Below are 13090 nucleotides of genomic sequence, written 5' to 3'. Positions count from 1 at the left end.
GCCCCCGCGAGCGTGAGGCAGAATCGCCGCAATGAGCACCTACCGCGACCTCGCGCACCGCGGCTCCGCCCGAGCCACCGTCCTGCGAACCGTGGGCACGCGGGAGCGCCGGTCCCATCTGACGGCGCCCCGCGTCCCCACCGTCGGCATCGACATCGGGGGCACGAAGGTGATGGCGGGCGTCGTCGACGCCGACGGCAACATCCTGGAGACGCTCCGCACGGAGACCCCGGACAAGTCGAAGAGCCCCCGCGTCGTCGAGGACACCATCGTCGAGCTGGTCCTGGACCTCTCCGACCGCCACGACGTCCACGCGGTCGGCATCGGCGCGGCGGGCTGGGTCGACGCGGAGCGCAACCGCGTCCTGTTCGCCCCGCACCTGTCCTGGCGCAACGAACCGCTCCGCGACCGCATCTCGGGCCGCCTCGCGGTCCCCGTGCTCGTCGACAACGACGCGAACACCGCCGCGTGGGCGGAGTGGCGCTTCGGCGCGGCCCGCGGCGAGGACCACCTGGTCATGATCACGCTGGGCACCGGCATCGGCGGCGCGATCCTGGAGGACGGCCAGGTCAAGCGCGGCAAGTTCGGCGTCGCCGGCGAGTTCGGCCATATGCAGGTCGTCCCCGGCGGCCACCGCTGCCCGTGCGGCAACCGCGGCTGCTGGGAGCAGTACAGCTCGGGCAACGCGCTGGTCCGCGAGGCCCGCGAGCTGGCCGCCGCCGACTCCCCGGTGGCGTACAGCATCATCGAGCGCGTCAAGGGCAACGTCCCGGACATCACCGGGCCGCTCATCACGGAGCTGGCCCGCGAGGGCGACGCGATGTGTGTCGAGCTGCTCCAGGACATCGGCCAGTGGCTCGGCGTCGGCATCGCCAACCTCGCCGCCGCCCTCGACCCCTCCTGCTTCGTGATCGGCGGCGGTGTCAGCGCGGCCGACGACCTCCTGATCGGCCCGGCCCGCGACGCGTTCCGCCGTCACCTCACCGGCCGCGGCTACCGCCCCGAGGCCCGCATCGCCCGCGCCCAGCTGGGCCCCGAGGCGGGCATGGTGGGCGCCGCCGACCTGGCCCGCCTGGTCGCCCGCCGCTTCCGCCGCGCCAACCGCCGCCGCGTGGAGCGCTACGAACGCTACGAGCGTTACGTCGAGGCACGCCGCTCCAACGACCGCACTTCGCAGGGAACCCCGTAGATGACCGTCCCCCGCCAGCCCTCGCCCCCGGAGTTCCCCGGCGCGCCCGAGCCGGGCCGCGACGGAGACAGGACCGAGGACCGCCGCCACATGATCCGCCGCCGCTGGCTGACGGCGACGATCATCGTGCTGCTGATCGGCGTCCCCGCCGGGTACCTCGTGATCTCCGCGAACCAGAGCCGCAACAGCGGCCGCGACAAGGAGGACAAGTACTCCGCGACCGGCCTCACCGAAGGCTGGCCCTCCAGGGTGCAGCGCCGCCTGTACGACGTGCCGGTCCCGCCGTACTCGGCGGAGGTCGCCTACTACGAGACGAACAACTGGCGCACCAGCCGCCTGTACGTCCAGTTCCTCACGAGCAACAAGGGCCTGGACAAGTTCCTCAAGCAGATCGGCACGACGACGAGCGCGCTCAAGCCGAACGACCTCACCATCAGCAAGCGCGACCGGAACGTCGTCGGCTGGGAGTTCACGGGCCGGGGCCCGTGGTCGGGCCTCACCCATGAACGCAAGGACCCGAGGCCGACGCAGGACATCGTCGTGGACCGCGCGAACCCCGAGCACCCGATGGTGTACCTCGTCTCGACGACGACGCCCTGAGACCCACGGCTCACCCGGCGGCGGCCCACGCTTCGTACACGGCCGCCGCGACCCCCAGGTCCTCCCAGGCCATCCCCGCCGACTTGAACAGCCGCGGCCGCCCCTCCCGGGGCTTCACCCCGCCCCGGACGAGGGCCGCCAGCGTGTGCGGCGAGGCCAGGTCGTAGGTGCCTTCGGCGGCCGCGAGGATCAGGTCGCCGCACTCCCGCGCCGCCACCTCCCGGGACTCGGTCACCACCGTGGCGCGGCCCACGAGGGAGGCGTCGACCTCGCGGGCGTCGGGTTCGTGGGAGCCGACCGCGGCGACCGTCGCGTGCTCGGGGAGCAGGGCGCTGTCGAAGAGCGGGGTGCGCGCCGTGGTGCAGCAGCACACCACGTCCGCGTGAGCCACGTCCTCGGGGCCCGCGGCGGCCGCGGTCAGGCCCGCGGCGCGGCAGCGGTCGACGAAGGCGGCCACCCGGTCCGCGTCCCGGGCGACCACGTCGACGTGGACCAGGCAGGGCCGCACCGCGCGCACCGCCTCCACATGCCCCCACGCCTGCGGCCCCGTCCCGAAGACCAGCAGCCGGCGCGCCTCCGGGACCGCCAGGTGCCCGATCGCCACCCCGGACACCGCGGGGGTGCGCAGCGAGGTCAGCGCGATGCCGTCCAGCAGCGCCAGGGGCGCGTGGGTCGCCCCGTCCAGCAGGACGTACAGGCCCTGGACGCGGGGCAGGCCACGGCCGGGGTTGGCCGGTGTGACCGTGGCGATCTTGACGCCGGTGTACGAGGTGGTGGCCGACGGCATCAGGAGCAGCTGGCCGCCGGGTACCTCCACGACACCGCGCGCGGGCTCCGCTTCCGGGTCGAGGCCCGACGCGAGGACCGCTTCCAGCGCGTCGATCGCGGCGGACATCGGGACGAGGCGGGCCATGGCCGCGGCGTCGAGGTGGAGTGTGGCGGGGGACGGTGGCCTGCGGTCGCTCATGTCGCTCATGTGGTTCCTCACGTGGATGGCCTGCCCACTCCGCGCCCGCCCATCCGACCGGCCGCCGCCTGCTGACAGGGTGACACCGCGCGACCAGGCGGGTGACTCCCCGGTCCTGTGTCGTTGCCTGCGGCCTCCCACGGAGTTGAGGTGAGCTCGTTCCAACTCCCTCACACCCTGGAGGTTCCCCTTGTCGCGTACCCGTTCACGCACCCGGCTGCTCCGCGCCGGCGTGCTCACCGCCGCTTCCGCGGTGCTGGCAGGCACCGCCCTGACCTGCGCCGCCGAGGCGGCCCCCCGGCCCGAGCCCAAGGAGAGCTCCAAGGAGAGCGTGCAGGTGCTCGACTGGCTGGCGGTCAAGCAGTCGGACAGCAGGCCGGACCACCCGCATGTCGGCGTCGACTGGACCGTCCACTCGCACCTGTACACCAACCACCACGGACGGCCCGGCAAGAAGATCGGCGACGCCTCGGCCCAGTGCAGCGTGGTCGACGTGCGGCGCCACGGGTACGTCGCCATGTGCCAGCGGGTGCTGCGGACCGACAAGGGCGGCATCAGCCTGAGCGACACCATCGACCACGTCGGTCCCTCTCCGCACGGCGGGCTCTCGAAGGTCACCGGCGGCACGGGCAAGTACCGCGAGGCCGAAGGCCAGGCCGAGGTCACCACGCACGGCGACCTCACCCGGTTCCGCATCCTGCTCGACGACTGACCGCACGCCCGGTACGGGCGTGAGCGCATGCCCGGTCCGCCTGCTGGGGCGCCAGCAGGCGGACCGGGCATTCCGCGCTCTGGAGAGGCGTAAATGCCACCTATCGGGTGAAATGGTCTAGAGCCCGCTGAACCACGCTAGGGGCCGATCATGGGTGACCGAAACTCTGTGACCGTAGGGGTGCTCGGCTCCTACGGCGGGCGGAACGTGGGGGACGAGGCGATCCTCACCGCCATGCTCGACCGCATCCGCGCCGGACGTCCGGACGTCGACGTCGTGCTCTTCTCCCGCACCCCCGAGTACAGCCGCGTCGCCCACCCGGACGTCGAGGTCGTCGGCTGGGAAGGCGTGTGCCGGGAGTGGATCTCCGAGCACCTGCGCCGGCTCAGCGTGCTCGTGCTCGGCGGCGGCGGGATCCTCTACGACACCGAGGCGCGCCGCTATCTGCGGCTGGCCAGGACCGCCCAGGACCTCGGCGTCCCGGTCTTCACCTACGCCGTGGGCGCCGGGCCGCTCACCGACGAGGCGGACTGTGCGTGGGTCCGTACGACGCTCTGCGACGCGGCCGAGGTCACGGTGCGCGACGAGGAGTCCAAGCTCGTCCTGGAGGAGGCCGGGCTCTCCCGGCCGGTCTCGGTCACCGCCGACCCGGCGCTGCTGCTCGAACCGGGAGACGGGGGCGGAGAACTCCTGCGCGCCGAGGCGGTTCCCCCCGGAGTGCGGCTCGCGGGGATGAGCGTGCGGGAGCCCGGCCGTGCCGCCGAGCACCTCGACGAGGAGGGCTACCACCAGCTGCTCGCCAACGTGGGCGACTTCCTCGTACGCAGGCTGGACGCGCACGTCGTCTTCGTCCCGATGGAACGCGACGACATCCGGCACGCCCACGCGGTGGTCTCCCACATGGCGGACGCCGACCGCTGCACGGTGCTGCACGGGAACTACCGCCCGCAGCAGGTGCTCGACATCGTCGCGCGCCTTGACCTGGCCATCGGCATGAGGCTGCACTTCCTGATCTTCGCGGCGCTCGCCGACATCCCCCTGCTGCCCCTGCCCTACGCGGGCAAGGTCTTCGACTTCGCCCAGCAGGTCGGCGCGCCCGCCCTGCGTGGCGTGGTCAGGGAGAACACGGGCCAGCTCCTGGCGGAGGTCGACCGGCTGTGGGACGAGCGGCCCGCCCGTATGGCACACATGTCCGCACGGACGCAGACGCTGCGGCTGCGGGCCGCCCGGACCGCCGACCGGTTCCTCGCCTACCTCGACCGCACCGCGCCCGGTCCCCTCAAGGAGGAACCGTGTCCCATTTGATGCCGCCCCGCGTTCCCCGGAGCGTGGAGCTTCCCCCGCGCCAGGCTCTGCACGCGGGCACCACCCAGGTGCTGGTGATCGGCGGCGGGCCGGCCGGTATCGGGGCGGCCATCGGGGCCGCGAACGCGGGCGCCGAGGTGGTCCTCGTGGAGCGGTACGGCTTCCTCGGCGGCAACGCCACCGCGGCGCTCGTCATGCCCCTGATGAGCTTCCACAACGAGGTCAAACAGGCCGTCGCCGGTGACGCCGCACGCCTGCTGCCGCCCGACCACGGCGAGGGCGAACCGGTCGTCGGCGGCGTCCTGTGGACCCTGCTCGAACAACTGGTCCGCGCGGGAGCCGCGATCCGCCCCTCGCTCGAAACCGGCTACACGGTGCCCTTCGACGCGGAGCTGTTCAAGCTGGTCGTGTACGAGCTGCTGGAGAGCCACGAGGTCCGCACGCTGCTGCACGCCTTCGCCTCCGGTGTCCTCACCCTGCCCGACCGCGCGCGGGCGGTGTTCGAGACGAAGTCGGGGCCGGTGGTCATGGACGCGGACGTGATCGTCGACTGCACCGGGGACGGCGACATCGCCGCGGCGGCCGGTGCCCCGTACGACATCGGCCGACCGGAGGACGGCTGGACGCAGCCCATGACGCTGATGTTCCGCATGGTGCGCTTCGACCACGGGGAATTCACCGCGTACGCCCGCGCCAACCCCGACCAGTGGAAGGGCGTGCACGGGCTGTGGGACCTGGTGCGCGCCGCCACCGACGCCGGGGAACTGGACCTGCCGCGCGAGGACATCCTCTTCTTCGCCACCCCCAACACCGGCGAGATCGCGGTCAACTCCACCCGCGTCACCGAAGTGCTCGGCACCAGCGTCTGGGACCTCACCCGCGCCGAGTTCGCCGCCCACCGCCAGATGGCGCAGATCGGCCGCTTCCTGCGGGAGCGGGTACCGGGCTTCGCCGACTCGTACGTCGTGCAGAGCGGCGTCCAGGTCGGCGTCCGCGAGACGCGCCGGATCACCGGTGAGTACCTGCTGACGGGCGACGACGTGCTGAGCGCCCGCAAGTTCGACGACGCCATCGCCCGCGGCGCGTACCCGGTGGACATCCACAACCCGAGCGGCCGCGGAACCACGCTGAAGCGGCTCCCGCGCGGCGAGTCCTACGACATCCCTCTGCGCTGCCTCTTCCCCCGCGACGTGGACCGCGTCCTGGTGGCAGGCCGCTGCATCTCGGGCGACCACGTCGCCCACTCCTCGTACCGCGTCATGCCGATCTCGATGGCCACCGGCCAGGCGGCGGGCGTCTGCGCGGCGCTGGCCGCCGCCCAGGGCAGACGGCCCCGGGACGTCCCGACGAGCGCGGTACAGCGTGAACTGCGCTCGCAGGGCGCCAGCCTCCACTGAGGACCGGCTGCCGGGCCCGGGCCACAGGCGTGGTGTACAGGACGAGATTGCGCTCATAGCGGCCGAGCGCCCTGTCGTAGGGCCCGGCACAGGTGACCAGCGCCAGCCGGTGGGGGCCGTCGGCGGCGAAGAGATCAGCGGGGAGCCGTTCCTGACGGTACGTGCGCCGCGCCGTGACGCGGTACGCGCGGACCCGCCCGTCGGCCCCCGTCACGTCGATGCGGGTGCCCAGCGGCATCCGGTGCAGAGCGGCGAAGGGCCCGAGTCCGTCCTCGCGGGTGTCGACGTGCCCGGCGATCAGCACGGTGCCGTTCGAGGAACCCGCGGCGGCCCCCAGCGCCCACCACCCGCCGGTGCGCACGTCCTGCGGCAGGGCCAGAGTCCCGTCACCCGCGGCCGCGACCGGTACGACGTCGGCGTCGAGGCCCTTCGGCCCGTGGACGCGTGTCGGGGGCGAGGCGGCCGGCGTACTGGTGCCGGTGGCCGCACTGTGTACGCCGGCGGGCAGCGGACCCGCGTCCCTTGGGCCGGTCTGCGGTGTGCCCGGGAGCAGCCACCCGGCGGCCACCACGCTCAGCCCGCATGCGGTCGTGAGCAAGGCGGCCGACCGGTGGCGTGCCATGGTTCAGCGCCGGTCGGCCGAGCGGTGACGGGTGCGCCAGGACCAGGCGGCCCCTCCGGCGGCGAGGAGCCCGCCGGCCACGCTGAGAACCCCGGCCGCGGCCAAGGAGCCCTCGCCGGCCAGGGCGACGTCGGCGGCGGCCAGCCGGCCTCCACCACCGGCCCGGACCGTTCCGGCGTCCTTGGCCGCGTGGCAGGTGCCGCCGCGGACCATGTCCAGGTGCATCGCCACGACGGGGCGGGCGGCGCGGGCGGCGGCCTTGACCTCGGCGTTCCTGCCCGCCTTGAGCTCCTGGTCGATCAGCGCGAGCGTCTTGCGGTGCGCGGCGTCCTGGGCGGTGAGCCATGCCGCGTCGTACGCGGGGCCGCCGGCCTTCGCCTGTACGGCGGCCAGCTCCTTCTTCTGCTGCGGGGAGGGGGAGCCGGGCAGCGTCACGTTCAGCTTGCCGGCGAGCGTCTTCAGATCCGCGTCCAGCTTGGAGTGGTCCCGCACCAGGACACCGCCGGCGTGTTTCACGCACTCGGTGGTGGCGTTCCTCCCGGCATCCTGTCCTGCCGCGATCTCCGCGAGATTGCCCTGATGGGCCCGTTTCGTGAACATCTCGTCCTGCGCGCCCACCTCGGCGGCGAACGCGTACGGCGCGGATATACCGGACAGCGCCACCGCCACGGCGGCGGCGGACAGCAGTCGTCTGCGCATCGGTACTGCTCCCTTCGAACCGGCCCGGGAACGCCCCGCACGCCGGCCGGTGATCGGACTACGGGCGCATGGACAGCGCCCAGCACCCATGTCTTCCACGGCGGCCCCCGGCCTTCTCGGCCACGGTGTGCCGTTCACCCGGACAGCCGACGCGCCGCCGAGCCGGGCGGCCCGACCGGTGAGCGCGGGTAATCGATGGTTCCGCAGATCGTGATTGTTCCGGGGCGCGCGCTGAACGACCTTTAAGTGGTCGACAAAGACCCATCACCCCGCACTGGTTGGAGGGCCCGTCATGGCCTGGATCTATCTGCTCATCGCCTCCGTCTTCGAGGTCGTCTTCGCCCTCGGCACCAGCACCACCGAGGGCTTCACCAAGCTGGGCCCCTCGCTGCTGACCGCTGCCGCGGCGGCCGGCGGCATCTTCTTCCTCAGTCTGGCGCTGAAGTCCCTCGACGTCGGCGTCGGTTACACCGTCTGGACCGGCATCGGCTCGGTCGGCACCGTCACCTTCGGCACGATGATGTTCGGCGAGGACCTCGGCGTCGGCAAGGTCCTGGCGTTCGTCCTCATCATCGGCGGTGTGCTCGGCCTCAAGCTCGCCGACCGCCTCACGGCCGACGCGCCCTCTGCGACCGCCTGACCCCGGCAGCCCACGCACCATCCTCGGCGCATCCGCCGTACCACTCTTCAAGGAGCACCGTCATGGCCTGGACATTTCTCGCGATCGCCATCGTCTTCGAGATCGCCTTCGCGCTCGGCACCAACGCCACCAAGGGCTTCACCAAGCTCTGGCCATCCGTCTTCACCCTGCTCGCCGCCGCCGCCGGCATCTACACGCTCAGCCTGGCGCTGAGATCGATGGACGTGGGCGTCGGCTACACGATCTGGACCGGCATCGGGTCCATCGGCACCGTCATCCTCGCCGCCCTCATCTACAAGGAGAAGATCACTCTTCCCAAGCTCGCCTCATTCGCCGCCATCGTCGCAGGCGTCGTCCTTCTCAAGGTCTCCGCCGCCGTCTGACAGGGACGCCGTCTCCTGGGCGATCGCGGCGAAGGCGCGGACCCGGGCGGACTCCCCGCTGCGGCGCCACACCAGACCCCAGGACAGACGGGGCGCGTCGTGGATGGGTATGTAGGCGATGTCGGGGCGGCTGTAGAAGCGGGTCACCTGGGCGCCGACGGGGGAGATGCCCTCGCCCGCGGCGATCAGGGCCAGGGCCTCCTGGAAGGTGTTGACCGTCGGCCCCTTCTCGATCGGCCTGCCGCTGGGGGTCCGGCTGGGGGTGCGGAACTCCTGCCAGTAGTCCGGCAGCGTGGTCGAGAACCTGAGGACCTTGTCCCGGGCGAGATCCTCCAGCGACACGGAGCGGCGCCCGGCGAAGGGGTGGCGTGCCGCGACGGCGAGCATCTGGGCTTCGCGGACCAGGACGGGGCCGGTGACCAGGTCGTCCTCCGTGACGGGGAAGGAGGCGACCAGCAGGTCCAGCTCACCGGCCCGCAGCGCGCTGAACGTATCGCTGAACTGGATCTCGCGGATGCGCACTTCGCACTCCGGGTGGCGGGCCCGGAAGACGTCCATGGTCTGCAGCAGCACGTCACCGGCGCCGGCGCCCACGAACCCCACCGTCAGCACTCCGTGGATGCCGCGCCCGGCGGCCACCGCCCTGGCGACCTCCTCCTGGATCTGCCGGTAGGCAGGCGCGATGCCGTCGCGCAGCTGGTGGCCGACCGGGGTCAGGCCCACCCGGCGGCTGGTGCGCTCGAAGAGCGCCACCCCGATCTGGCGCTCCAGGGTCTGGATGATCTGGCTGACCCGGCCCTGCGACAGGCCGAGGCGCTCCGCGGTCCGGCGGAAGTGCAGCTCCTCGGCGAGCGTCAAGAACGTCTCTATCTCATGTCTTTCCAGGCCGGTCGTCATTGATTAGTCCCCCCAATGGATCGTTCCGCGAATCGTCATTGTTCCGGACGGGCCCACCGGACGATCGTGGAGGGGCAGCCGAGGAGGGAGGGACAGCATGCAGCACAGGCAGCGCATCGATCCGTACGCCGCGGGCCCGCGGGGCCACCGGGCGTTGCTCGACGCCGACCGTGCGCTGCGCGAGGAGGCGCTCATCGACAGCCGCCTGCGGGAGCTGGTGCTCATCCGCACCGCTCAACTCAACGGCTGCGCCCACTCCCTGGAGCGGCACACCAAGGAGGCGCTGCGCCTCGGGGAGAGTCCCGAGCGGCTGACCCAGCTCCCGGCCTGGCGGGACTCCCCGCTGTTCACTCCGACCGCGCGGGCCGCCCTGGCCCTGACGGAGACGGTGACGCGGCTCCCGCCCGACGGGGTCGGCCAGGACATCTACGACGACGCCGAGAACGTCCTCGGCCCGCGCAACCTCGCCCACCTCGTCCTGACCGTCGCTCTCGCCAACGCCCTCGACCGTGTCGCCGTCACCGCCAGGCTCCCGCCCGTCAGTCCGGTATGAGCTGGGTTCCTTCGTAGGCCAACCACTGGGCGAAGCTGTGGAGTCCGCGCCGGAGGCCGGTCGTCGGCGCCCACCCGTCCGGTGGGGCCCCGTCGGCGGCCGGCGGTCGGCGGGGGCCCACCGAACGGATGGGCGCCGTCTCGATCCCCACGGGGCGGACGGCCCCGCACACCGCTTCCGCCATGTCGGCGACCGTGCACGGCTTCGGCCCGGCGAGGGTGAGCACGTGCGCGGCATGCGCGGCGGGGGGTGTGCGCAGGACCAGCGACACGGCTTCCGTGAGGTCGCTGACATGCAGCGGGTACAGCGGGCTGTCCGGATCCTCGTCGACGACCACCGGTTGGCTGCGCAGCGCGTTCCACACCATGCGGCCGATCGGAGTGTCCCGGGAACACCCGGGGCCGTACACATCGCCCGGATGCAGGACGTACGTGACGGGGTCGGCCGGCGGTGTGCCGTCGGGGCCGGTCAGGAGCCGGACGGTCAGACGGGCGGCGGCGCCCCGCGGGCCCGGTTCGAGCCCCTTCAGGTCGACGACGGCGCCCCACCCGGGCTCGTCGAACGGGAGGACCGAGGCGACGGCCGTCACCGGGTGGCCGCGGTCCGCGAGCCCGCGTACGACGTGTTCGCCGAGGGGAGTCGCCGCTCCGAGCACCGCGACGCGGCCCGCCGGAGACGGCGTCCGGGACAGTACCCGAGAAGGCACCCGGGACGGCGTCCGGCGGCTCGTCCGCGGCGTCGAGACGCGTTCGGCTGCTTCCCGGCCTGCCTCCATACCGTCCCGGGCGACATGAGAGAGCTCTTCCCTTCGCGCCGCGATCTGTTCCTCGGTCCGCGTGTGGCTGATGCCGCCCGGGCCGATGGTCGCCAGCGCTTCGGCGAGGACCGCGGGGTCCGGTGAGACGCCCGGCCCGTGGGGGGCGGGCCGGTGTCCGTCCCGCCGGTCCACCCACCCCATGGTGAAGGCGGTGAGCCAGGTCCCTCGTACGCTGCTCGCCTCCGCGCCCGCGCCCGCCCGGCCCGGCGACGGACGCAGCAGGCCCGCCGGGACTCCCGCGCCTTCGAGATAGCGCTCGCAGTCCAGGTGCAGCCAGCGCTGCGGACCGGGGGCGGTGACACGGACTGCGCACTGCGCGACGCCGTGCTTGAAGAACGGGATCACATTCATGCCGGTCAGTCGGAGGCCCTCCCTGCCGGGGCGGTCCGACGGCAGGAAGCACACGGACCGGCGCGGCCCCCGGAACGCGTTGCCGGAGATGCTGCCCCGGTCCTCGTGCTCGGCCAGGTTCGGCACCGAGACATAGCGGGGGACGCCCTGTTCACGCAGGTAGCGGTACATGAGGATGTCGTCGGGCCAGCCTCCGAGACGGCTCCTGCCGTACTCCACGAACCCGTCGGCGACGCGACGCGGCAGGATGACGGCCACGCACGGGAAGTACTCGTTGACCGCTCCCACCCACCGGGCCCCCGCCATGGCTCCCAGGCGCACGGCGGCTCCATTGCGCGAGTCCCAGAGCGCGAACAGGGCGAGCGCCGCGTCCGGCATCTCCTCGATGGCCGACCGGGCCCGCTCGAAGAGGGATTCGGACAGCACCATGTCGTCCTGAACGACCAGTTGGTGGGTGGCTCCCTCGTCGATGGCGGACCAGGCCGCCAGCGCCGTACGGAGCACGGAGGGCGTGCCTCCGGGGTCGGGGTCCATGACGACACGGAGCGCCCCCGGCGGTGCCCCCGACGCCAGTCTCTCTGCGGCTTCACGTCGCTTCGGGTGGGTCATCACCACACCGCTCAACCGATAACGCGTCACGCGCCCTCCACGTGTCCCGGGGGTCCCCCGTGCCTGGGTGCGTGCCTGGGTGCCGCAGCCGGATCCGGACATTACGGCGAGGCCCCGGGCCCCGCAAGAGCGCCGAAAAGGCCCTCTGGTACCGGCCGTCGGGCGGCACGGATGCTGGCCGGACGCACCCCAGGACGCACCCGAGCACACACCGGACGCACGAGGGGATACCCATGACCACAGGGCTGGACGGAACGGCGGCCGCCGCCTCCGAGGCACCCGCAGCACCTCGGCTGGAGAAGCTGCGCGACGCGCGCGTGCTCGTCACCGGCGGCGGTGGCCTCGTCGGCAGCCGTCTCGTGTTCCTGCTGCACAGGGCGGGTGCCGAGGTGACCGTGCTGGACCGGATGGACGCCTACCCGGAACCCACTCACGCGATGTTCGCACTGGCCCGGCGCGGAACCAGGACGGTGATCGGCGACGTCTGCGATCCGGACGCGGTGCGCCGTCTGTGCCGGGCCGCGGACTACGTGGTGCACGCCGCCGCCTACGCCGATGTCGCCGCGTGCACCAAGCGGCCCGACATCGCCTTCCGCGCGAACGTGCAGGGCACCCAGGTGGTCCTGGAGCAGGCCGCCGCCTCCCGGGTCCGTCGACTGGTGCTCGTCTCGTCGGCGTCGGTGTACGGGGACGGCCCGCGCGACGCCCGGGGCCCGCAGGAGTTCCACGAGGACCAGCAGCTGTTCCCGCTGTCGGTGTACGCCAACTCCAAGCTGTGGGCCGAGCACCAGACGCGGCTGATGCTCGGCGGCTCGTCCGGGACCGAGTACGCGGTGGTGCGGTATTTCTCCGTGTACGGCGACCCGCAGGTCCCCAAGCCGGGCAGCCACTCGTGGATGGTGCCCTGGCTGGCCATGCACGCCCGGGCGGGACTGCCGATGCGGCTCAACGGCGGCGGCTCGCAGGTGCGGGACCTCGTCCATGTCGACGACGTCGCCGCGGCCACGGCCCTGGCCCTGGTCGAGGACCGGATGGCGGGGCAGACCGTCAACGTGGGCACCGGCGTGCCCACATCCGTGCGGGACGTGGCCGAGCTCATCGCCCCGCACTTCCCCGGTTCCCGGTGCGTCACCACCCCGCGGCCGAAGGGCGATCCGCTCGGTGGGTACGCCTCCACGGCGCGCTGCCGCGAGCTGCTGGGCTGGCAGGCGCGCATCGGGGTGCGCGAGGGCGTCGAGCGGTACGTCCGGTGGCTGACCGCCACACCGCACGTGGTTCCTGACTGGCTGACCGAGTCGGCCGCGTGACAGCCTCCTCGCTGACGAGTGGTCACGGCAACGCGCGCGAAA

General features: G+C 72.7%; 13 protein-coding genes and 1 pseudogene. 9 read left to right on the top strand and 5 right to left on the bottom strand.

Going from position 1 to position 13090, the window contains the following annotated elements; translation table 11 throughout:
- Positions 1 to 31 precede the first annotated feature (31 nt).
- Both ACWDVB_RS23185 and ACWDVB_RS23180 read left to right on the top strand, forming a co-directional pair.
- Positions 32 to 1189 (top strand): ROK family glucokinase, encoded by a 1158-nt coding sequence (locus ACWDVB_RS23185; protein ID WP_451519678.1) that lies wholly within the window; start codon positions 32 to 34, stop codon positions 1187 to 1189.
- Positions 1190 to 1789 (top strand): sugar kinase, encoded by a 600-nt coding sequence (locus ACWDVB_RS23180; RefSeq protein WP_451519679.1) that lies wholly within the window; start codon positions 1190 to 1192, stop codon positions 1787 to 1789.
- Positions 1790 to 1799: 10 nt separating this feature from the next.
- On the opposite strand, the gene ACWDVB_RS23175 is transcribed toward ACWDVB_RS23180, so the two are convergent.
- Positions 1800 to 2765, bottom strand: coding sequence for an ornithine cyclodeaminase family protein (locus ACWDVB_RS23175; RefSeq protein WP_451519680.1), 966 nt, complete (start codon positions 2763 to 2765; stop codon positions 1800 to 1802).
- A gap of 181 nt (positions 2766 to 2946) precedes the next feature.
- Here ACWDVB_RS23175 and ACWDVB_RS23170 point away from each other — a divergent pair, with 181 nt between their 5' ends.
- From ACWDVB_RS23170 to ACWDVB_RS23160, 3 genes are all read left to right on the top strand, one after another.
- On the top strand, positions 2947 to 3468 hold the full coding sequence (locus ACWDVB_RS23170; RefSeq protein ID WP_451519681.1) for a hypothetical protein: 522 nt from the start codon (positions 2947 to 2949) through the stop codon (positions 3466 to 3468).
- A gap of 150 nt (positions 3469 to 3618) precedes the next feature.
- Entirely contained in the window at positions 3619 to 4773 is a 1155-nt protein-coding gene (locus tag ACWDVB_RS23165; RefSeq protein WP_451518440.1) for a polysaccharide pyruvyl transferase family protein, read from the top strand.
- A complete protein-coding gene (locus ACWDVB_RS23160) occupies positions 4761 to 6170 on the top strand; it encodes an FAD-dependent oxidoreductase (RefSeq protein WP_451518441.1) in 1410 nt (469 codons plus the stop codon). Before ACWDVB_RS23165 ends, ACWDVB_RS23160 begins: the two co-directional genes overlap by 13 nt.
- A 37-nt stretch (positions 6171 to 6207) precedes the next feature.
- Here the strand turns inward: ACWDVB_RS23160 and ACWDVB_RS23155 are convergent.
- Positions 6208 to 6792, bottom strand: a pseudogene (locus ACWDVB_RS23155) (class F sortase); the annotation flags it as partial.
- Positions 6793 to 6795: 3 nt separating this feature from the next.
- Positions 6796 to 7491, bottom strand: coding sequence for a DUF4142 domain-containing protein (locus ACWDVB_RS23150; RefSeq protein ID WP_451518442.1), 696 nt, complete (start codon positions 7489 to 7491; stop codon positions 6796 to 6798).
- A 292-nt stretch (positions 7492 to 7783) separates the two neighbouring features.
- On the opposite strand from ACWDVB_RS23150, the gene ACWDVB_RS23145 reads away from it, so the two are divergent.
- Positions 7784 to 8131: a DMT family transporter gene (locus ACWDVB_RS23145; protein ID WP_451518443.1), complete on the top strand. Its 348-nt coding sequence runs from the start codon at positions 7784 to 7786 to the stop codon at positions 8129 to 8131.
- A gap of 62 nt (positions 8132 to 8193) precedes the next feature.
- The gene (locus tag ACWDVB_RS23140; protein WP_451518444.1) at positions 8194 to 8514 is read left to right on the top strand and encodes a DMT family transporter; all 321 of its coding nucleotides are present in this window, start codon (positions 8194 to 8196) and stop codon (positions 8512 to 8514) included.
- Here ACWDVB_RS23140 and ACWDVB_RS23135 read toward each other — a convergent pair.
- The gene (locus ACWDVB_RS23135; protein ID WP_451518445.1) at positions 8458 to 9411 is read right to left on the bottom strand and encodes a LysR family transcriptional regulator; all 954 of its coding nucleotides are present in this window, start codon (positions 9409 to 9411) and stop codon (positions 8458 to 8460) included. The two genes, ACWDVB_RS23140 and ACWDVB_RS23135, sit on opposite strands and share 57 nt — an antisense overlap.
- Before the next feature lie 97 nt (positions 9412 to 9508).
- Here ACWDVB_RS23135 and ACWDVB_RS23130 point away from each other — a divergent pair, with 97 nt between their 5' ends.
- The gene (locus ACWDVB_RS23130; protein ID WP_451518446.1) at positions 9509 to 9964 is read left to right on the top strand and encodes a carboxymuconolactone decarboxylase family protein; all 456 of its coding nucleotides are present in this window, start codon (positions 9509 to 9511) and stop codon (positions 9962 to 9964) included.
- Here ACWDVB_RS23130 and ACWDVB_RS23125 read toward each other — a convergent pair.
- The gene (locus tag ACWDVB_RS23125; protein ID WP_451518447.1) at positions 9951 to 11666 is read right to left on the bottom strand and encodes a hypothetical protein; all 1716 of its coding nucleotides are present in this window, start codon (positions 11664 to 11666) and stop codon (positions 9951 to 9953) included. The genes ACWDVB_RS23130 and ACWDVB_RS23125 overlap by 14 nt on opposite strands.
- 308 nt (positions 11667 to 11974) lie before the next feature.
- On the opposite strand from ACWDVB_RS23125, the gene ACWDVB_RS23120 reads away from it, so the two are divergent.
- Positions 11975 to 13048 (top strand): NAD-dependent epimerase/dehydratase family protein, encoded by a 1074-nt coding sequence (locus ACWDVB_RS23120; protein WP_451518448.1) that lies wholly within the window; start codon positions 11975 to 11977, stop codon positions 13046 to 13048.
- Positions 13049 to 13090: the final 42 nt, after the last annotated feature.

The sequence above is a fragment of the Streptomyces sp. NPDC003379 genome, from assembly GCF_053589195.1.
Note: the sequence above shows the minus strand (reverse complement) of the source record. Positions and strands in the feature narration are given on the sequence as shown.

Coding starts and splice junctions, on each gene's coding strand:
- ACWDVB_RS23185 (WP_451519678.1), top strand. CDS start 32: ATGAGCACCTACCGCGACCTCGCGCACCGCGGCTCCGCCCGAGCCACC.
- ACWDVB_RS23180 (WP_451519679.1), top strand. CDS start 1,190: ATGACCGTCCCCCGCCAGCCCTCGCCCCCGGAGTTCCCCGGCGCGCCC.
- ACWDVB_RS23175 (WP_451519680.1), bottom strand. CDS start 2,765: ATGAGCGACATGAGCGACCGCAGGCCACCGTCCCCCGCCACACTCCAC.
- ACWDVB_RS23165 (WP_451518440.1), top strand. CDS start 3,619: ATGGGTGACCGAAACTCTGTGACCGTAGGGGTGCTCGGCTCCTACGGC.
- ACWDVB_RS23150 (WP_451518442.1), bottom strand. CDS start 7,491: ATGCGCAGACGACTGCTGTCCGCCGCCGCCGTGGCGGTGGCGCTGTCC.
- ACWDVB_RS23145 (WP_451518443.1), top strand. CDS start 7,784: ATGGCCTGGATCTATCTGCTCATCGCCTCCGTCTTCGAGGTCGTCTTC.
- ACWDVB_RS23140 (WP_451518444.1), top strand. CDS start 8,194: ATGGCCTGGACATTTCTCGCGATCGCCATCGTCTTCGAGATCGCCTTC.
- ACWDVB_RS23135 (WP_451518445.1), bottom strand. CDS start 9,411: ATGACGACCGGCCTGGAAAGACATGAGATAGAGACGTTCTTGACGCTC.
- ACWDVB_RS23130 (WP_451518446.1), top strand. CDS start 9,509: ATGCAGCACAGGCAGCGCATCGATCCGTACGCCGCGGGCCCGCGGGGC.
- ACWDVB_RS23125 (WP_451518447.1), bottom strand. CDS start 11,666: ATGGACCCCGACCCCGGAGGCACGCCCTCCGTGCTCCGTACGGCGCTG.
- ACWDVB_RS23120 (WP_451518448.1), top strand. CDS start 11,975: ATGACCACAGGGCTGGACGGAACGGCGGCCGCCGCCTCCGAGGCACCC.